Raw genomic sequence first — 16,299 nt, forward strand, 5'->3', positions numbered from 1 at the left:
TTCGGTCCGCCGCCCCTTTTTCATGCCCGCTCCTCGGTCAGCTCGATCCGGATGCCGACCGTGCCGCCCTCGCCCCGGCGCAGCCGGCTGCCGAGCAGGGTGAGTCGACCGAGGACCCGGTACTTGTGCTTGAGCAGACCACGGATCCGCCGGCTGCCGGCCGAGTCGTAGAGGCTCGCGTGCGCCGGCACCGGCACGCCGTGCGGGTGCCCCCGCACGTCGCACGGGCCCACCGTGACCGTGCCGTTGTTGCGGATCCGCTTCACCTTGCCGGAGTCGGCCGCCGTCCAGACCGCCAGACCGTTGCCGTCCCGCACCGCCCAGACCGGAGTCGGCACCGGCTGACCGTCCTTGCGGAAGGTCGTCAGCAGGATGTACTTCTCCGCCGACAGGCGGTCCAAGGTGGTCACGTGGCCAGGATACGGCCGCGCGGCTGACTGACCGGCCGGATAGCGTGAAGACCGTGACGAGTGGACCGCAGATCGGCGATGTGGTGGGTGAGCTGCTGCGGGACACCCTCGCCGTGGCCACCGGGGTCGGTCCCCGACCGATGGTCGGCGGGCGGCTGCCCCGGCCGGTCATCGAGATCATTGAGCGTGACGACGGGCTGATCAACGGCGCGCCGGCCGCGCACTACCTCGACGGGCCGGCGGACTGGCAGCCGTACGACCACCGGGCGGTGGAGCGGGCCCGGGGCGAGACGCTCGACATCGGGGTCGGGGCCGGCCGGATCGCGCTGCGACTCCAGGAACTCGGCGTACCGGTCACCGGGCTGGACACCTCGCTCGGCGCGCTGAAGGTGTGCCGCCACCGGGGCGTGCACCGGCTGGTACACGGGACGGTGGACGACCACGTCGCCGACGGCCACCGGTACGACACGTTCCTGCTGCTCGGCAACAACCTGGGTCTCTTCGAGGGGCGGGAGCGGGCGCCGGAGCTGTTGGCCGCGCTCGCCGCGCTGGCCCGGCCGGGAGCGCAGATCATCGCGCACGGCACCGACCCGTACGGCACCCGGGATCCGGTGCACACCGGCTACCACGAGTTGAACCGGCGCCGGGGCCGGCTCGGCGGTCAGCTGCGGCTCCGGCTGCGCTACCGCGAACTGGCCACCGACTGGTTCGACTACCTGGTCTGCTCGCCGACGGAGTTCGCCGAGCTGGTCCAGGGCAGCGCGTGGCGGTTGACCGATGTGGACGACCGCGACGCGCCGTACTACCTGGCCACCCTGCGGCTGGCCGGCTGACGAACGCGGGCCACCAGGGAGCGGCAGCGGGCCCCCGCGCCGACCTGGCGGCGGCAGGGGGCCCGGGCGCTCAGACCTGGACGGTCGGCGGCAGCGGCTCGGGCGGCAGGCCCCCGTCGCCGTCGACCACCTCGTCCGGGGTGCCGTCCTCGTCGAGGTCGACCATGGTGACGTCGACCTTGCCGTCACCGTCCGTGTCGAACTGGAACAGGTCCGCCTTGCCGTCGCCGTCGGTGTCCACCACCCAGACGTCGGTGCGGCCGTCGTTGTTGGTGTCCGCGCGCAGCAGGTCGACCCGCTCCTCCCCGCGGGTCTCCACGGTCTCGGTGGTCTCCGCGTCCGCGACGCCCTCCGGTGCCTGGCTCATGTCGACTGGTCCTTCCCTCGGTTGACCGCCGTCTGTACCCGATCCGCCGCGCCCCCACGCATGCCGCCGCGATCCGGACTCATAGGGTCGCAGCATGAGCGAGTGGAGCGCACCGTCGGGCGTGGGTGACCCCCGCGCCGCCTGCGGACGCGGCGGGGAGGCGTAATGAGCGAGCGAATCATCAGGTGCAGCGAGGCTGAGCCTCGTGGCGGCACGGAGCGCAGCGGAGTGCCGGCATGAGTGATCGGTTCGTGGTGGTCGGCGCCGGCACGATGGGGCTCGGCATCGCGTACGTGGCGGCGGGCGCCGGGCACGCCGTCGAGCTGGTGGAGGTCGACCCCGCCCGGGGCGCCACGGCTGTGGCCCGGCTCGGTGAGCTCTGGGACCGGGCGGTGGAACGCGGCAAGCTGACCGCCGACCAGGCCGGCGCGAACCGGGGCCGGGTGACGCTGCGCGCCGCCCTGAGCGAGGTCGCCGAGGAGCCGGACGTGGTGGTGGAGGCGGTGCCGGAGCGGCTCGACCTCAAGCGGGCGGTCCTGCGCGACGCGGAGGCGCTGCGCCCCGCGTTGCTCGGCAGCAACACGTCCAGCATCTCCATCGGAGACCTGGCCGCCGGACTGGCCCGGCCGGAGCGCTTCCTCGGGCTGCACTTCTTCAACCCGGTCTGGGCGATGGCGCTGCTGGAGATCGTGGTCGGCCCGGCCACCGCCGAGCAGACCACCGCGGCGGGCGTCGCGCTCGCCGGCCGGCTGGGCAAGGACCCCGTCGTGGTACGCGACCTGCCCGGCTTCGCCACCTCGCGGCTCGGCGTCACGCTCGGCCTCGAGGCGATCCGGATGGTCGCCGACCAGGTGGCCAGCCCCGCCGACATCGACAAGGCAATGGTGCTCGGCTACCGGCACCCGATCGGGCCGCTGGAGCTGACCGACCTGGTCGGGCTGGACGTCCGGCTCGACATCGCCCGCACCCTCCAGGCCGCGTACGGGGACCGCTTCGCGCCGCCGCCGCTGCTGGAGGAGATGGTGGCCGCCGGCCGGCTGGGCAAGAAGTCCGGGCAGGGCTTCTACCGCTGGGAAGGCGGCGTGAAGCGGTGAGCGCGAGGAGTGAGCTTGCGAGCCCCGCAGTCGCGAACGAAGGGCGAGCCGAATGAGCGGGCTGCGGATCGAGGAACGGCCGGACCGGCTGGTGGTCACCCTGGACCGGCCGGAGAAGCGCAACGCGATCGACGCTGACCTGATCGCCGAGCTGCACGCTGTCTGCGCCGAGTTGGAGGCCAATCCCCGGCTGCTGCTGCTCACCGGCGGCACCGACGGCATCTTCGCCGGCGGCGCCGACATCGGCCAGCTACGCGAGCGGGGCCGGCTGGACGCCCTCGCCGCGATCAACTCAGCCGCGTTCGCCCGGATCCGGGCACTGCCCATGCCGACCGTGGCGGCCGTGGACGGCCCGGCGCTGGGCGGCGGCGCCGAACTGGCGTACGCCTGTGATCTGCGGGTGTGCACCCAGCGGGCGGTCTTCGGCCAGCCGGAGGTGCGGCTGGGCATCCTGGCCGGCGCAGGCGCGACCCACCGGCTGCCGGCGCTGATCGGCGAGGCCCGGGCCAAGGAGCTGCTCTTCACCGGCCGTCGGGTGGACGCCGCGGAGGCGCTGCGGATCGGGCTGGTCAACCGGGTGGTGGCCGAGCCGGCCGAGCTGCTGCCGGCCGCGCACGGTCTGCTCGACGAGATGGCCAAAGGCTCGGCGCTGGCGTTGCGGCTGACCAAGCTCGCCGTGGACGCACCGCCGGCCGCCCATCCCCAGGTCGACCTGATCAGCCAGGCGGTGCTCTTCGAGGACGAGGAGAAGCACCGCCGGATGACCGAGTTCCTGGACCGGCGACGCGACCGCTGACCCGCACGGGCACGAAAAACGGCCGCACCGGTTTCCCGGTGCGGCCGTCGTCGTTCGTCGGGCTGTGGCCCGCTCAGTGCCGGATCTGCACGCCGCCGTCGGCCAGCGCCCGGATCACCTGCGCCGACTCGCCGAAGCCGATCACCAGCACGGCGTCCGCGCCGAAGTCCTTGATCTCCTTCGCGCCGGCGCCGAAGTCCACCGGCGGAGCGTCCGGGGCGTCCGGCGGCTGGTAGGTCAGCAGCTTCAGCCGGTCCGCGCTGATGCCCGCCTGCTCCAGCTCCGTCTTGACCACGGCCTGCAGGCCCTCGCCGTAGGAGTCCTTGCGGGCGACGATCGCGATCCGCTGCGAGCCGTCGCGCAGGATCACGTCGGCCAGCGCCCGACCCTGGAGGCTGTCCGGCGGCGCGGTACGGAAGTAGAGGCCGTTGTCCTCCACCTCGGTCAGGCTGCTGTCGGTGTTGGACGGGGAGAAGAGGATCCGACCCGCCTGCACCACGTCCGGCAGCACCTCGCGGGAGATGCCCGAACCGCCGGCGCCGATGATGACGTCCACGCCGCTCTGAACGAACCGGGCCACGGTGGCCTTCGCCACCGCCGGGCTGGTGCCGTCGTCGCCGTCGAGCCAGGTCACCGGGTCGCCGAGCACACCGCCGGCGGCGTTGATCTGCTGGATGGCGAGAGTCGCGCCAGCGGCCATCGGCGGGTACGCGATCGCCAGGTCACCGGTCTTCGGCAGCAGGCCCCCGATCACCAGCGGTGAGCCGTCGGCGGCGTCCGCGGCGCCGGTCTTCTGCTTCTTCGGCTTCGGCGGCGCCTTGGTGCTCGCCGCCGACTCGCTGCCGGCGCCAACGAACTCGGTCTTGCTGTCGTTGAGCTGCTGACCGTCGAAGTGCAGCGTCGCGTAGCTGGCGGTGGCCGGCTCACCGGCGTCGGTGAAGCCGGCGCGGGTCAGCGAGACGCTGCGGTACTCGATGTCCTGGCCGTTGCGGGCCAGCGTCAGGCAGGCCGCGATCTCCTCGCAGCGCTCGCCCTCGTTGGTCACGGCGACGATCTGCTTGGCGATCGCCGCGGGCTCCGTGCTGCCGGCCAGCTGCGCGGCGAGCGCGCTGATCATGACCGCGTCGTACGTCTCCGCGGCGTAGAGGTAGTCGGTCAGCTTGGGGTCAACGGACCGTAGCCGACTCTTGAAGTCCTCCGGCAACGGCGTCAGCGGCGTGGTGCCCTTCATGCCATCGACGAGGTCTGCCCGTTCCTTCAACTCAGCGGGGAAGGAGTTGAGCATGTTGCCGTCGGTCCCGTAGAGGCGCGCCTGTTGGGTCGTCGCCTCCTCGGGGCTGTCAGTCCCGCAAGCGCTTGTGGCGAGCAGGAACGTGGCGCAGGCAGCCAGTGTGGCCACACGCGAGCCGCGCGATACGAGCATGATCGTCCTTCCTCCGGCGAAGGTCCGCTGCGCACATTAGCGTGCCGACGCTGGGCGCGGGACCGTGGAGCCGGCTTACTCCGCAGGTCGTCCGCGGTGAGCACGGAGAGTAGCAGCCGGCCCGGTGGCGATGGTCCCTTGACCCGTCCGCCTACTGTGCGGTGCGTGACGGAGCTACCACAGCAGCTGCTCGACGACGCGACCGCCGTGCTCCGCTCGGCGCTGGCCGGAGACGGCGACGCGGTGGTGGGCACGTTCGACGCGGTCGTCGACCGATCCGGGCTGGCCGGGGCGTACGGGGTGGCCTGGTGCCTCGCCGCCACCATGGTCGGCGACCCCGGGCCGCCCGGCTTGTGCGCCCTGGACTTTCCCGGCATCGACGAGGCCGGCTACGACACCCGCTGGGTGGCCCGCTTCGTCAGCGCGTACGCCAACCGGGACGTGGACACGGGGGAGGCGCTCTTCGGCGCGGCGGCGGCCGACGGGCAGTTGCCCGACTGCCTGCTCACCCTCGCCGGCTCGACGGTGGCCACGCTGCGCAGCCGCGCGGACTGACCGGGCCGGCGGGCCGGGCCTCGACACCAGCCGGTGTGATAGCTCTGGTGGCATGTCCGAGGCCATGCTCAGCAAGGTCCGCAAACTGCTGGCCCAGGCCGAAGACCCGGCCTGCACCCCCGCCGAGTCGGCGGCGTTCACCGCCAAGGCGACGGAGTTGATCGCCCGCTACGGGGTGGACCGGGCGCTGCTCGCCGCCCGGGACCCGGCGACCGACCCGGTCGGCGATCGGGTGGTCGAGGTCGTCGCCCCGTACGCCCGGGACAAGGTCGGCCTGCTCGCCGCGGTCGCCGACCCACTGCGCTGCCGCTGCGTACGGCGACCGCAGGGCAACGGCTTCGCGATGCATCTCTTCGGTTTCGCCAGCGACCTGGAACGGGTCGACCTGCTCTTCACCTCACTGCTGGTACAGGCCGCCCACGGGCTGGCCGGCACGCTCGTGCCCGCCGGCGAGCAGCCGGCCGCCTTCCGCCGCTCCTGGCTGGCCGGATTCGCCCAGGTGATCGGGGCGCGGCTGCGCGAGGCCGAGACCGAGGCGGCGAGCGGATCGGCGGCCCCCGGGGTGGCACTGGTCCTGGCGGACCGCTCCGACCGGGTGCGGCAGCGCCTCGCCGAGGTCTATCCGCGACTGCGTACCGCCCCGCGGCGGCGGCTCGCCGGCGGTGGATTCGGCCCGGGGGCGGAGGCGGGCCGTCGGGCCGACCTCGGCGGTCCGGAGGTGGACGCCGGCCCGGGCGCGGAGCGCGGGATCGGACACTGACCCGACGCCCGCGGGCCCGGGTTTCAGGTGAGCGGCGGGCGGTGGCCGTCGACCGTGGCGACGTAACGGGAGAGCAGCTCGTGCCAGCCGACGGTGAGCGCCTTCCGGTAGCCCTCGGCCGCCTCGCCGTGCCGGTCGAAGTGGCGGTGTTCCAACTCGAGCCGGGTCTGCTCCGGCTCGTCGGCGAGGAAGAGCACCTCGACCTCGCTCGCGTGGGCCGGGTCCGGCACCGGCGACCGGTCCGGGCCGATCTGCCAGGTGAAGACCAGCCGTCGGGGTGGATCCCAGGTGAGCACCCGGCCCCAGTCCGCCCGGAAGCCGTAGGGGCCGATCTCGTAGAGCATGCCGCCGGCGCGCGGCTCCATCCCCAGCTCGGCCAGCGCCTGTGGCCCCGACCAGGTGTATTCGCTGACCCACCAGTCGGTCAGCGCCTCGGTGAAGACGGCGAACGCCCGCTCCGCGGGGACGGGGACGGACAGGCCGCAGCGTAACGAGAACTGGTCGACGTCCTGCCGGATGGCGGCCGGATCAGCCATCTCCTGTCCCATAGGCCCGGACAATACCGGCTGATACCCGAGTGTGCACCGGCGCGCGGTTGCCTGGTTCCGGACACCACGCCGGATCGGGCGGTGCGGCCGGTGGTCCGCACCAGACGGCCGGAACGGGGATGGGACGCGGCATTTCGGGTAAGCGCGGCCGGTTGGGCCCGGGCCGTCCCGGGACGGCCGAGCCGGGAGCGGGGCAGATGAGCGAGACCGAGTCGGGCCAGCGCGGAAAGCCGCGATCGGGCCAGCCGGATGCCGAGCCGGGGCGGACAGGTCCGGGCCTGGCGCAGCCAGGTCAGGGTGCGCAGGGGCGCCGGCAGGTCCCGCCGGAGCGGCACCTGCGGGAGGGCCGTTGGCCCGCCGAGGAGGAGCCGCGGTCGGGCGAGCCGGACGTCCTGCTGGACGTGCCGGAGCTGCGGGTGGGTTCGATCCGGCTCGCCGTGGACGGGCTGGATGCCGACCTGTCCCTCCGGGCACGACTGGCCAACCTGCTCCAGTTGGACGCCGGAGTCCGGGTGCGCCTGGACGCCGTCGAACTCGACATCACCGATGTCCGGGCTGAGGCGCTGCTCAAGGTCCGGTTGGAGCGGCTGATGCGGATCCTCGACCGGGCCCTGGACACCATCGACCAGAATCCGCAGATCATCGAAGCGCTGGCGGGCAGTGCCCGGACGGCGCTCGACGACGCGGACCGGGCGGCCCAGCAGCTGACCGGCAACACCGAGCAGCTCGGCAACGTGGTGGACCGGCTCGGGCGGCAGGTCGGGTCGGTCGCCGCACGGGCCGAGTGGACCGGATCGGGCGCACTGGCCAAGGGCGAGCCGAAGCAGCCGTCGGGTGGGCCGGGCCAGCCTGCGGGCGGAGCGGGTCAGCCCCAGCCGGCCGGCGGTGCGGGCCAGCCTGCGGGCGGTGCGGGTCAGCCTGCGGGCGGTGCGGGTCAGCCGCAGCCTGGGGGCGGCGCGGGCCAGCCGGCAGCCAAGGGCCAGCAGCGGCCCGGCCAGGGTGAGGCGGGCGGGCCGCCGGCCGCCGGCCAGCAGCCGGGCCCGACCGAGGGTAAGAAGCCAGGTCCGAGCGAGGGTGCGAAGCCGGGCCCGAGCGAGGGGCGGCCGGGTACGGCCGAGGCGGGACACGGATGGCAGCCGGGTCGGGGACGGCCGGGTCAGCCCAGCCAGCCGGGCGGCGAGCAGGGTCGGATGGTGCCGAGTCCGACGGATCTCGCCGAACAGGCCAGCGAGGCGCTGCGGCAGGCTGGCCGGAGCGTGTGGGAGGCGATCAGGTCCGGCATGGCCCAGCACGGACAGCCGCCCCAGCGCTGAGACCGTCGTCCCGCCGGCCACCGGCGGACGCGGCTCACACCCGCCGAGCCCTGGGCAGTCCGGGCCGACCAGCACGCAGCGCGACAGCGTAGGGATCTTGGCGCCCGGGAACTGAGTCCGCATGAGCCCGAGCGACACGGAGCCGGTGTTGGTCGCCGTCCGCCTGGTGGTGGCGGTCGTCAGCCTGGCGCTGCTCGTGTTCGGTCTCCGCGCGGTCATCCTGCGCCGGTTGCCCCGAAGGCGGTTCGGCTTCGGGCGCCTGTCCGCCGAGCAGCGGGCCCAGCCGGTCCGCATCGGGGGCGGCGTCGCGCTGGTGGCTGCTGGTCTGCTCGTCCAGCAGGTCGCATCGCTCGTCGCCCTGCCCTTCGCGATCAAACTCTGCCTGTTCGGGGTGGCGCTGGTGCTCTTCGTGACGGCGGTGGGGTGGTTCGCCCTGCGGCACGACTAGCCGCCCCTGCTCGCGGATGGTGACGGGCCCGGGGACGATCGCTACGGATCGGTCACGGCCGCGGTCGAGAAGACGAGTGACGGAGCACGGCTTCGCCGAGGGGCGTACGCCGATAGCGGATCTCGTGCCGGTGTCGCTCCCCGGCGACGAACCCGGCGTCGCGCAGCACCGACAGGTGCTCGGAGACCGTCCCGGCCGCCAGCGCGTGGCGGTGAGCGAGCGTCGTCGTGCTGGCCGGCTCGTCGAGGCCGAGCAGCAGCACCGTCCGGGTCCTACCGATCAAGCGGCCCAGGGCCGTATGCCGGTCGGCGGAAAGGGGCTGCCAGAGCGCGCCGAGCCCGCGCGCCGGATAGATCACTGTGGGCTGCCACGGCGGGTCCACGATGACGACGACCTGATCCCACTTGAATGCGCTGGGCACCAGGACAAGTCCCTCGCCGCGCAGATCGCGACGCTCGTCGCCGCCGTACTCACGGGTCAGCACGCCGTTGTTCCAGCGCAGGCGAGGATGCAGCTCGGCGAACAACCGGTCCAGGCCGCCTTCGGCGAGACGTCGGCTCTGGAAGCCCACATCGGCGTCGAGCAGCCCGCGTACCTGCGGCCAGACCGGTTCGACCAGGACCCTCCACACCTGCTTCACGAGTGAGGCCAGCGTCTGGAGGACAAGAGCCGGCTCGCCCAGCAGGAGTCGTCCGGTCGCAGACTCGGCCGCCCCCGGGGTGTCCGCCAGTGACCGTCGCACCTCTGCGCGTACCCGATCATGGTTCGTTGCCGCGAGGGCCGCGAGTTCGTCCTCGAACCGGGTGTAGGGGCCGGCCGGCGGCGGCGAGAGGAAGTCGGGGGTGTAGCCGCGACGCGGCTGGAGCAGGGCGATCGGCCGCAGGTCGAGTTCCCGCGTGTCGATGGTGTCGAGCCAGCGCTGGTGCGGGCCGACGCCTTCGCGGGGGGAGAGCAGGCGCACCGCGAACAGCGTCTCCAGCATGGGCGAGATGGCGAACCGGCAGCGCAGCAGATCAGCAGGGCCGAACCGCAGCATGATCGCCATCCGTTCCACCCCGTCAAAAGAGAAGGAGATTCGGCGAGCGCCGAATCTCTGGCGGCCACGGTACCAACCCCCGCAGAGTTCCGGTCCGAACCGACGATCATGAGGAGAACGAGGATGAACCCGAACATCGACTGGGAGCAGCGCAGCGCGGACCTGTGGGCGGCTTTCAACGCGGCACCCGACGACTGGGACGAAGAGGAGTTCCGCGAGCGGGTCGGCGCCCTCGCCGACGAACTGGGACCGGATCATCCGGTGGCGGCGTTCGAGCGGGCCTGCGCCTGGGACTCGACCGGTCACTCGGACAGGGCGGTCCCGCTCTACCGCAAGGCGCTGGAGCTGGGTATCGACGGCATCCGGCGGCGGCGGTCAGTGATTCAGATGTCCAGCTCGCTGCGGAACGTGGGGCAGGCCGAGGAGAGCGTCCGGCTGCTGACCGAGGAGCGCGAGCGCGGCTCCGACGAACTCGACGATGCGGTCTGCGCGACGCTCGCGCTGGCCCTGACCAGCGTCGGTCGGGAGCGGGAGGCAGTGTCGATCGCGGTCGGGGCCCTCGCCAAGCACCTGCCACGCTACCAACGGTCGATGGCCAACTACGCCCGGCTCCTGGTCGAGACCGCCTGACGTCGCCCGCGGAAAAGTCGAGCGGTTACTAGCGCCAATAGGTTTGTTCTGGAAACCTATTGGCATGACTAGTGAGTCGATCCCCGCCGGTGGCGATCCCCGCCGGCTCCTGGCCGATGCGCGCAACCTCGCGCGCCGGGTTCGTCTTGCCCAGCGGGTGACGTGGTTGCCGCTGCTGGTGCTGGCCCTGGTGACGTTCGGGGCGATCCTGGTGTACCGGTTCAGCCAACCGGTCCTCAGCGACTGCCAGCCGATAGCGGACGGCCAGGTGTGCAAGGCCTGGTACCGGGCCGCGCAGTTCTACTGGTGGGCGGCGCTGGTGCTGGCGTACGTGGTGATCGCCGGCGGGTACCTGCGGGTCGCCCGGGCCCGGGGACTGGGCACCCGGGTGCTGCCGTACGTGCTCACCGGCGTCGCGCTCGTCGTGCTGTCCGCCGCCGTCTCGGGGGTGTGGAGCATCCTCGACCATCCGTACTATCCCGACGAGCCGCCCGCCTTCGTCCAGTTCCTGTTCCGGCTGCTCGATCCGACCGGCGCGATCGGGTTGGCCCTGCTGGTGCTGGCCTGGCTGGAGCGACGCGTCGCGCTGCTGCTGTTCGCCCTCGGGTACCTTGCGGTGGTGCTGGTGCCGATCAACTTCGGGTGGGGGGTCGGCTGGGGCCCCCAGTGGGCCTTCGCGCCACAGCTGGTCATCAACGGCGGCCTGCTGCTGCTGGGCAGCGCCGGCTTCGCGCTGGCGCAACGGCTGCGGCGGCCCCGGTGACCGGCCCCGCCGACACCCCGGCACCGGACGAGGCCGAATCACCACATCCGGTCACCGGCCTGGACGACGTGGTGCACCAGCGGGTCCGGCTGGGCATCCTCACCATCGCCCACGAGGCCCGCCGGGTGGAGTTCGGCTACCTGCGCACCCAGCTGGAGCTGACCGCCGGCAACCTCTCCCAGCACCTGGGCGTGCTGGAGACGGCCGGCCTGGTGGAGGTCGAAAAGGGGTACGCGGGGCGGCGCGGCCGTACCTGGATCACGCTCACCGCCGCGGGCAGCGCGGCGCTCGCCGAAGAGATCGGGCGCCTGAAGCTGCTCATCGCGCGGGTCGAGACCACCGACACCCCGCAGGACCGATGAGCACCGCACCGACCGCGCGCGACGAGTTCGGGGGGTCAGCCGGACCATTGCGGGGCATCGATTTCGCCACCTGGGCCGGCGCGGGTGCCGACAATGAGGAAATGAGAGCGCAGAGGTACCTGCAGATGAGGCAACAACCCGCGGCTCGTCGTCGTACTGCGAAGAGGCCATCAGCCGTGCGTCGCCGTCAACCTCAATGGCCGCTGATGGCCGCGCTGCTTGCGGCGGGCGGTGCGGCGGGAGCTGTCGGGGCCGAGGCGGTACGGCGCCTCAAAGGCACCAGGCGCACCGGACCCAGCGGAGCCGGGACGACAGGAGACACCCGCCAGACCGGTGAAGCCGGCGGTGCCGTCCGGCCCACCGGCAGCCCCGAAGAAACGACCCAGAGCTGGCGCAAGGGAAAGTTCTAGCAGATTCCCTCCGGCGTCGAACCGCAAGCCGCCCGAGGCGTTCCGCGCGGCGCGGGTCGGAAACGGTGACCGGCCACGCAAAGCAAGATCCCCACCTGCGTTTCCGCTGGTGGGGATCTTTGTAGCCCGGCGAAAGGCTATGTGGCCAGGGGCGGGGTCGAACCGCCGACCTTCCGATTTTCAGTCGGACGCTCGTACCAACTGAGCTACCTGGCCGGGTCGCTCGGACCATGCTACCCAAATGGCGGGCATCCCGCCGGAGGGCCACACGCTCCGATACGCAGAACGCCGCGCATGTTTCGCGCGGCGTAAGCGCTGCGGTCCTGACGGGACTTGAACCCGCGACCTCCGCCTTGACAGGGCGGCGAGCACTCCAACTGCTCCACAGGACCTAGCTTTGTTGCTCCGGCTTGCGCCGGTCGTGCCCCCAACGGGATTCGAACCCGTGCTACCGCCTTGAAAGGGCGGCGTCCTGGGCCGCTAGACGATGAGGGCGGCCCCGCCATCATTGCACATTGGCAACGTCAAGCGGACTTGCTCCCATCCGGCCCCGCCGGAGGCTTGGAAAGCATACGTGATGTCCCTGCGGTCGACAAAACCGGTATGGCCCGGGCCCGGCGATCCCGGGAAAGCGCAGGTCAGACGCGTCTAGCGGAGTCGGGTGACGCCGAAGCGCCGCTTCAGGTCGGCGATCACCGAGGGGCAGGCGGCGAAGGTCGCGGCCCGGTCGCCACCCCCGTCGTGCAGCAGCACGATGGAGCCGGGCCGGACGGCGGCCAGGACCCGGTGCTTGATCGTCGGGGCCGGCGGCTTGGCCCAGTCCTGCGGGTCGACGCTCCAGTGCAGCGAGCGCATGCCGAGTTGCTTGGCGACCGCCACCACCTCGGGCGTCCACCGCCCGCCGGGCTGCCGGTAGAAGGCGATCGGCGCGCCGGGGGCGGCCGTCTGGATCGCCTTGTTCGTCCGGACCAGGTCGGCCCGGATCTCCGCGACCGGCAGCCGGCCGAGGTCGATGTTGTGCTTCCAGCTGTGGTTGCAGAGCTGGTGCCCCTCGCGGACGATCCGCCGGACCAGCTCGGGATGGCGCTGCGCCTCCCGCCCCACCAGGCAGAAGGTGGCCGTGACCTTGGCTGCCCGCAGGCGGTCGAGGATCTTCGGCGTCCACGTCGGGCTCGGCCCGTCGTCGAAGGTGAGCGCGACCGGGCGTACGCCGGTGGTGCGCCGCAGCCCGGCCGGCAGCTTGGCCGGCAGCGGGCGGACCGGTTTGCCGGTGGTGGGGGGACGGGTCGGCCGGGGCGCGACCGTCGGTTTGGGGCTGGGCGCCGGGATGGTGGAGGGGCTGGGGGCGGGGCCGCCGACGGCGACGACGCGGCCCGGCTGGGCGCAGCCGCCGAGGACCAGGACCAGACCCAGGGCGTACGCCAGCAGGGCGCGGGATCTCATCTGTTCGCTCCCGAAGGGGGTCGGGGTACGCGGACCACCCGACGCTAGTGGACGCCGTCAGGCCCCGACACCCCCGGTCACCGCTCCAGTGAGTCCCGTACCGCCACGACCAGTGCGACCGCCTCGGCGAGCTGTGTGGGATGGACCACCCCGGCGGGCAGCGTCTCGGTCGACCAGCCGGGGCCGGCGGCGAGCACCAGCAGTGGCCGCCGGGGCGCGGCGAGCAGGGCGTCGAGCTGGGCCGGGTCGGCGGTGGCCCGGCTGTGTGACCAGAGCACCACGGCGGCCGGCCCGGTCCGGTTGACCGCCTCCAGCAGGGCTGGCACGGGCACCCGGGCGCCGAGCATCCGGTAGCCGACGCCGGCTTCGGCGAGCGCGGCGGCGAGCGCCTCCAACGGCAGTGTGTGCTGCTCCTCGTCGGCGCAGGAGAGCAGGATCCGCGCCGGCCCACCCGGGGTGGCCGTCCGGCTGGCCGCGGCGAACGCCTCGGAGACGCAGCGGGACATCAGGTGTTCCACCTCGATCAGTCCGCCGGTCGCGGCGTGCCGCTCGCCGATGCCGGCCAGCACCGGCCGGAGCAGCCGCTCCCAGGTGGCGACGACCCCGTCGGCGGCCAGGGCCCGGGCGGTCGCCTCGCCGATCGCAGCGGAGTCCAGCCGCATCGCCGCGCGAGCCAGCCCTCGGGCGGCCGGTCCGGCCCGGCCGACCGGAATGGTCGGACCGCCGTCCCGGACCCCGGCCGGCCGCGGCCGGGCCAGGTTCTCGGCGCGTACCGGATCGGGTGCCTGACGGGCCCAACGGGCGGCCTCGGCCGGGCTGACCCCGTCGGCGGTGAGCCGCCGCATGATCTCCAGACGGGCCAGGTCGGTCGCCGTGTAGCGGCGGTGCTGACCCGGCTCGTGCTGACTGGGCCCGAGCCCGTAGCGCTGGTGCCACGTGCGCAGGGTGGTCACCGCGACCCCGAGCCGGCGGGCCACCGCACCCGCGCTCAGCGCCTCATCGGCCACCCGACCGCTCCGGCGCCTCATCGGTCGGTAGGCCGGACGGTGCCACGGTGGGCTTGCTCGGGTCGGCGGGGTGCAGCAGCCGGTCGACCACCCCGCGCAGCCACGGGGAGTACGACCGCGGGTCGGCGTCGAGGTCGGCCGCCACCGCGGCCGGCTCGGCCCAGCGCAGCTCGGCCACCTCGGTCGGGTCCGGCAGCAGTGGCGCGCCGGGGCGGAACTCGCCGCGCAGGACGTGGTCGTACTCGAACTCGACCCGGCCGGTGGCCGGGTCCTCGGCGTAGTAGACGTACACCCCGACCTCGGTCAGCTCGACCGGACCGGTGCCCAGCTCCTCGCGCAGCCGCCGGTTGGCGGCCTCGCTCAGGGACTCGCCCGGCCCCGGGTGGCCGCAGCAGGAGTTGGCCCAGCGCAGCGGGAAGCGGGTCTTCACGGCGGCCCGGCGCTGGAGCAGCACCTGCCCGTCCGGGTCCACCAGCATCACCGAGAAGGCCCGGTGCAGCTGGCCCGGCGGCTGGTGCGCGGCCGCGACCGTGGTCTCCCCGTGTGCCCGACCCTCCTCGTCGACCAGCTCGACGAGGTGCTCCTCGCGTTGGCTCATCGATTGCCTCCCGTGATGCGGCCGGCCGCCAGCTTGCCGGAGATGAGCACCATCGGCACGCCCACGCCGGGCTGGGTGCCCGAGCCGACGAAGACCACGTTGGAGAGCGTCCGGTGCAGGTTGTTCGGGCGGAACGGGCCGGTCTGGCGGAAGGTGTGCGCGGCCGCGAAGGGGGTCCCGGCGGCCATGCCCTGGGCGGCCCATTCCGCCGGAGTGATCGTGCGCAGCACCTCGACGCCGGCGCCGAAGCCGACGTAGCCGCGCTCCTCCAGGGTGCCGATGAGCCGGTCGGCGTAGCGGCGCGGCAGGTCGCCGTGCCAGTCGAACGGGGCCCGGTCGAGGTTCGGCACCGGGGCGAGCACGTAGTAGGTGTGCCGGTCCGGTGGCGCCACCGTGGAGTCGGTCCGGCTCGGGTTGGTGACCAGCAGCGACGGGTCGGACATCAGCTCGCCCCGCCGGATGACCTCATCGAAGGTGCCCTTCCACGACCGTCCGAAGTGGATGTTGTGGTGGGCGATCTTCGCATACTCCTGGCGCGAGCCCACGTGCAGCACGACGCAGGACGGCGAGTAGGCGAGCCGGCGCTGGCGTGCCGGGGGCAGCAGGTCGCGGTAGGCGACCGGCAGGTCGGGGTTGAGCACCACCACGTCGGCCGGGACCAGTTCGCCGTCGGCGGTCAGCACCCCGGTGGCCCGGCCGTTCGCGGTGCGTACCTCGGTCACCGTGGTGTCGTAGCGGATCTGCACGCCGTGCTTCTCGGCGGCGCCGGCCATCCCCCGGGAGACCGCGTGCACGCCGCCGCGCGGGAACCAGACTCCGGCCACCGAGTCGAGGTACGCGATCACCGCGTAGATGGCCAGCGCGTCGTGCGGGGCGAGCCCGGCGTACATGGCCTGGAAGGAGAAGATGCGCTGGGTGCGCGGATCGCGGAAGAACTGGCCGATCTTGGTGTGCAGCCGGCGGAAGGCGCCACCGGCGAGCAGCTTCAGCAGGTTGCCGGTGAGCAGGTCGACCGGGGTGTCCAGGTTGCGTTCGATGAAGTCGGCCCGCTCCAGCTGCCACAGCCGGCGGGCGTAGTCGACGAAGCGCAGGTAGCCGTCCGCCTCCCGGGGGCCGCACACGCGGGCGATCTCGGCGGCCATCCGGGTGGTGTCGGTGATGACGTCGAGCGTCGAGCCGTCCGGGTAGTAGGCCCGGTAGGCCGGGTCGAGCGGGGTCAGGTCGAGCCAGTCGTCCAGCTCCTCGCCGACCGCGCCGAGCGCCTCGGCGATCAGTTCCGGCATGGTGAGCACGGTCGGGCCGGTGTCGAACTCGTAGCCGTCGACGCCCAGCCGGCCGGCCCGGCCGCCGGGCACCGGCTCGCGTTCCAGCACCGTCACCTGCCGGCCGCTGCCGGCCAGGTGCAGCGCACAGGCCAGACCACCGAGGCCGGCACCGACGACCACCACCCGGTCCGTTCGTCCGTCCACCGTCCGCACGTGACCACCTCCTCCCGGGAAACCG

19 protein-coding genes and 3 tRNA genes are annotated in these 16,299 nt (G+C 73.1%); 10 read left to right on the top strand and 12 right to left on the bottom strand.

What is annotated here, in order from left to right; genetic code table 11:
- Positions 1-20: 20 nt before the first annotated feature.
- Positions 21-410 (bottom strand): PPOX class F420-dependent oxidoreductase, encoded by a 390-nt coding sequence (locus tag ACIP9D_RS06010; protein ID WP_350868345.1) that lies wholly within the window; start codon positions 408-410, stop codon positions 21-23.
- A 53-nt stretch (positions 411-463) separates the two neighbouring features.
- On the opposite strand from ACIP9D_RS06010, the gene ACIP9D_RS06015 reads away from it, so the two are divergent.
- On the top strand, positions 464-1,243 hold the full coding sequence (locus ACIP9D_RS06015) for a methyltransferase domain-containing protein (protein WP_350868344.1): 780 nt from the start codon (positions 464-466) through the stop codon (positions 1,241-1,243).
- Positions 1,244-1,313: 70 nt separating this feature from the next.
- On the opposite strand, the gene ACIP9D_RS06020 is transcribed toward ACIP9D_RS06015, so the two are convergent.
- The gene (locus ACIP9D_RS06020; RefSeq protein WP_350868342.1) at positions 1,314-1,610 is read right to left on the bottom strand and encodes a hypothetical protein; all 297 of its coding nucleotides are present in this window, start codon (positions 1,608-1,610) and stop codon (positions 1,314-1,316) included.
- Between the two features lie 236 nt (positions 1,611-1,846).
- Between ACIP9D_RS06020 and ACIP9D_RS06025 the strand changes: the two genes are divergently transcribed.
- On the top strand, positions 1,847-2,704 hold the full coding sequence (locus ACIP9D_RS06025; protein WP_350868340.1) for a 3-hydroxyacyl-CoA dehydrogenase family protein: 858 nt from the start codon (positions 1,847-1,849) through the stop codon (positions 2,702-2,704).
- A 52-nt stretch (positions 2,705-2,756) separates the two neighbouring features.
- A complete protein-coding gene (locus ACIP9D_RS06030; RefSeq protein ID WP_350868338.1) occupies positions 2,757-3,500 on the top strand; it encodes an enoyl-CoA hydratase/isomerase family protein in 744 nt (247 codons plus the stop codon).
- A 73-nt stretch (positions 3,501-3,573) separates the two neighbouring features.
- Here ACIP9D_RS06030 and ACIP9D_RS06035 read toward each other — a convergent pair whose 3' ends face one another.
- Positions 3,574-4,923, bottom strand: coding sequence for an ABC transporter substrate-binding protein (locus ACIP9D_RS06035; protein ID WP_350868336.1), 1,350 nt, complete (start codon positions 4,921-4,923; stop codon positions 3,574-3,576).
- Positions 4,924-5,088: 165 nt separating this feature from the next.
- On the opposite strand from ACIP9D_RS06035, the gene ACIP9D_RS06040 reads away from it, so the two are divergent.
- Together ACIP9D_RS06040 and ACIP9D_RS06045 are read left to right on the top strand one after the other, a co-directional pair.
- Positions 5,089-5,478, top strand: coding sequence for a hypothetical protein (locus tag ACIP9D_RS06040; protein WP_350868334.1), 390 nt, complete (start codon positions 5,089-5,091; stop codon positions 5,476-5,478).
- A gap of 52 nt (positions 5,479-5,530) precedes the next feature.
- Positions 5,531-6,238 carry a DUF2786 domain-containing protein gene (locus ACIP9D_RS06045; RefSeq protein WP_350868332.1) on the top strand — a complete coding sequence of 236 codons (708 nt, stop codon included), beginning with the start codon at positions 5,531-5,533 and terminating at the stop codon, positions 6,236-6,238.
- A 23-nt stretch (positions 6,239-6,261) separates the two neighbouring features.
- Here ACIP9D_RS06045 and ACIP9D_RS06050 read toward each other — a convergent pair whose 3' ends face one another.
- Positions 6,262-6,786: an SRPBCC family protein gene (locus ACIP9D_RS06050; protein ID WP_350868330.1), complete on the bottom strand. Its 525-nt coding sequence runs from the start codon at positions 6,784-6,786 to the stop codon at positions 6,262-6,264.
- Between the two features lie 197 nt (positions 6,787-6,983).
- Here ACIP9D_RS06050 and ACIP9D_RS06055 point away from each other — a divergent pair, with 197 nt between their 5' ends.
- Together ACIP9D_RS06055 and ACIP9D_RS06060 are read left to right on the top strand one after the other, a co-directional pair.
- The gene (locus tag ACIP9D_RS06055; protein ID WP_350868328.1) at positions 6,984-8,099 is read left to right on the top strand and encodes a hypothetical protein; all 1,116 of its coding nucleotides are present in this window, start codon (positions 6,984-6,986) and stop codon (positions 8,097-8,099) included.
- A gap of 121 nt (positions 8,100-8,220) precedes the next feature.
- A complete protein-coding gene (locus tag ACIP9D_RS06060; protein WP_350868326.1) occupies positions 8,221-8,547 on the top strand; it encodes a hypothetical protein in 327 nt (108 codons plus the stop codon).
- A gap of 52 nt (positions 8,548-8,599) precedes the next feature.
- Here ACIP9D_RS06060 and ACIP9D_RS06065 read toward each other — a convergent pair whose 3' ends face one another.
- On the bottom strand, positions 8,600-9,592 hold the full coding sequence (locus ACIP9D_RS06065) for a DUF5937 family protein (RefSeq protein ID WP_350868324.1): 993 nt from the start codon (positions 9,590-9,592) through the stop codon (positions 8,600-8,602).
- Positions 9,593-9,706: 114 nt separating this feature from the next.
- Here ACIP9D_RS06065 and ACIP9D_RS06070 point away from each other — a divergent pair, with 114 nt between their 5' ends.
- The 3 genes from ACIP9D_RS06070 (at position 9,707) to ACIP9D_RS06080 (ending at position 11,338) form a co-directional block, all read left to right on the top strand.
- The gene (locus tag ACIP9D_RS06070) at positions 9,707-10,213 is read left to right on the top strand and encodes a tetratricopeptide repeat protein (RefSeq protein ID WP_350868322.1); all 507 of its coding nucleotides are present in this window, start codon (positions 9,707-9,709) and stop codon (positions 10,211-10,213) included.
- 64 nt (positions 10,214-10,277) lie between these two features.
- Positions 10,278-10,976: a hypothetical protein gene (locus ACIP9D_RS06075; RefSeq protein ID WP_350868320.1), complete on the top strand. Its 699-nt coding sequence runs from the start codon at positions 10,278-10,280 to the stop codon at positions 10,974-10,976.
- Positions 10,973-11,338 carry a transcriptional regulator gene (locus tag ACIP9D_RS06080; protein ID WP_350868318.1) on the top strand — a complete coding sequence of 122 codons (366 nt, stop codon included), beginning with the start codon at positions 10,973-10,975 and terminating at the stop codon, positions 11,336-11,338. Before ACIP9D_RS06075 ends, ACIP9D_RS06080 begins: the two co-directional genes overlap by 4 nt.
- A 552-nt stretch (positions 11,339-11,890) precedes the next feature.
- Here ACIP9D_RS06080 and ACIP9D_RS06085 read toward each other — a convergent pair.
- From ACIP9D_RS06085 to crtI, 7 genes are all read right to left on the bottom strand, one after another.
- Positions 11,891-11,964, bottom strand: a tRNA-Phe gene (locus ACIP9D_RS06085).
- Positions 11,965-12,066: 102 nt separating this feature from the next.
- A tRNA-Asp gene (locus tag ACIP9D_RS06090) sits at positions 12,067-12,140 on the bottom strand.
- Between the two features lie 30 nt (positions 12,141-12,170).
- Positions 12,171-12,243, bottom strand: a tRNA-Glu gene (locus ACIP9D_RS06095).
- A 153-nt stretch (positions 12,244-12,396) separates the two neighbouring features.
- Positions 12,397-13,191, bottom strand: a complete 795-nt coding sequence (locus tag ACIP9D_RS06100; RefSeq protein WP_350868316.1) for a polysaccharide deacetylase family protein — start codon at positions 13,189-13,191, stop codon at positions 12,397-12,399.
- A gap of 77 nt (positions 13,192-13,268) precedes the next feature.
- Positions 13,269-14,198: a MerR family transcriptional regulator gene (locus ACIP9D_RS06105; protein ID WP_350868314.1), complete on the bottom strand. Its 930-nt coding sequence runs from the start codon at positions 14,196-14,198 to the stop codon at positions 13,269-13,271.
- The gene (gene idi, locus ACIP9D_RS06110; protein WP_350868312.1) at positions 14,188-14,796 is read right to left on the bottom strand and encodes an isopentenyl-diphosphate Delta-isomerase; all 609 of its coding nucleotides are present in this window, start codon (positions 14,794-14,796) and stop codon (positions 14,188-14,190) included. The genes ACIP9D_RS06105 and idi overlap by 11 nt, the downstream gene beginning before the upstream one ends.
- The gene (gene crtI / locus ACIP9D_RS06115; RefSeq protein ID WP_350868310.1) at positions 14,793-16,274 is read right to left on the bottom strand and encodes a phytoene desaturase family protein; all 1,482 of its coding nucleotides are present in this window, start codon (positions 16,272-16,274) and stop codon (positions 14,793-14,795) included. The genes idi and crtI overlap by 4 nt, the downstream gene beginning before the upstream one ends.
- Positions 16,275-16,299 lie beyond the last annotated feature (25 nt).

Source organism: Micromonospora sp. NPDC093243 (assembly GCF_044753725.1).
GTDB lineage: Bacteria > Actinomycetota > Actinomycetes > Mycobacteriales > Micromonosporaceae > Micromonospora.

Coding starts and splice junctions, on each gene's coding strand:
- ACIP9D_RS06035 (WP_350868336.1), bottom strand. CDS start 4,923: ATGCTCGTATCGCGCGGCTCGCGTGTGGCCACACTGGCTGCCTGCGCC.
- ACIP9D_RS06030 (WP_350868338.1), top strand. CDS start 2,757: ATGAGCGGGCTGCGGATCGAGGAACGGCCGGACCGGCTGGTGGTCACC.
- ACIP9D_RS06020 (WP_350868342.1), bottom strand. CDS start 1,610: ATGAGCCAGGCACCGGAGGGCGTCGCGGACGCGGAGACCACCGAGACC.
- ACIP9D_RS06050 (WP_350868330.1), bottom strand. CDS start 6,786: ATGGGACAGGAGATGGCTGATCCGGCCGCCATCCGGCAGGACGTCGAC.
- ACIP9D_RS06025 (WP_350868340.1), top strand. CDS start 1,847: ATGAGTGATCGGTTCGTGGTGGTCGGCGCCGGCACGATGGGGCTCGGC.
- idi (WP_350868312.1), bottom strand. CDS start 14,796: ATGAGCCAACGCGAGGAGCACCTCGTCGAGCTGGTCGACGAGGAGGGT.
- ACIP9D_RS06045 (WP_350868332.1), top strand. CDS start 5,531: ATGTCCGAGGCCATGCTCAGCAAGGTCCGCAAACTGCTGGCCCAGGCC.
- ACIP9D_RS06060 (WP_350868326.1), top strand. CDS start 8,221: ATGAGCCCGAGCGACACGGAGCCGGTGTTGGTCGCCGTCCGCCTGGTG.
- ACIP9D_RS06100 (WP_350868316.1), bottom strand. CDS start 13,191: ATGAGATCCCGCGCCCTGCTGGCGTACGCCCTGGGTCTGGTCCTGGTC.
- ACIP9D_RS06055 (WP_350868328.1), top strand. CDS start 6,984: ATGAGCGAGACCGAGTCGGGCCAGCGCGGAAAGCCGCGATCGGGCCAG.
- ACIP9D_RS06065 (WP_350868324.1), bottom strand. CDS start 9,592: ATGGCGATCATGCTGCGGTTCGGCCCTGCTGATCTGCTGCGCTGCCGG.
- ACIP9D_RS06075 (WP_350868320.1), top strand. CDS start 10,278: ATGACTAGTGAGTCGATCCCCGCCGGTGGCGATCCCCGCCGGCTCCTG.
- ACIP9D_RS06070 (WP_350868322.1), top strand. CDS start 9,707: ATGAACCCGAACATCGACTGGGAGCAGCGCAGCGCGGACCTGTGGGCG.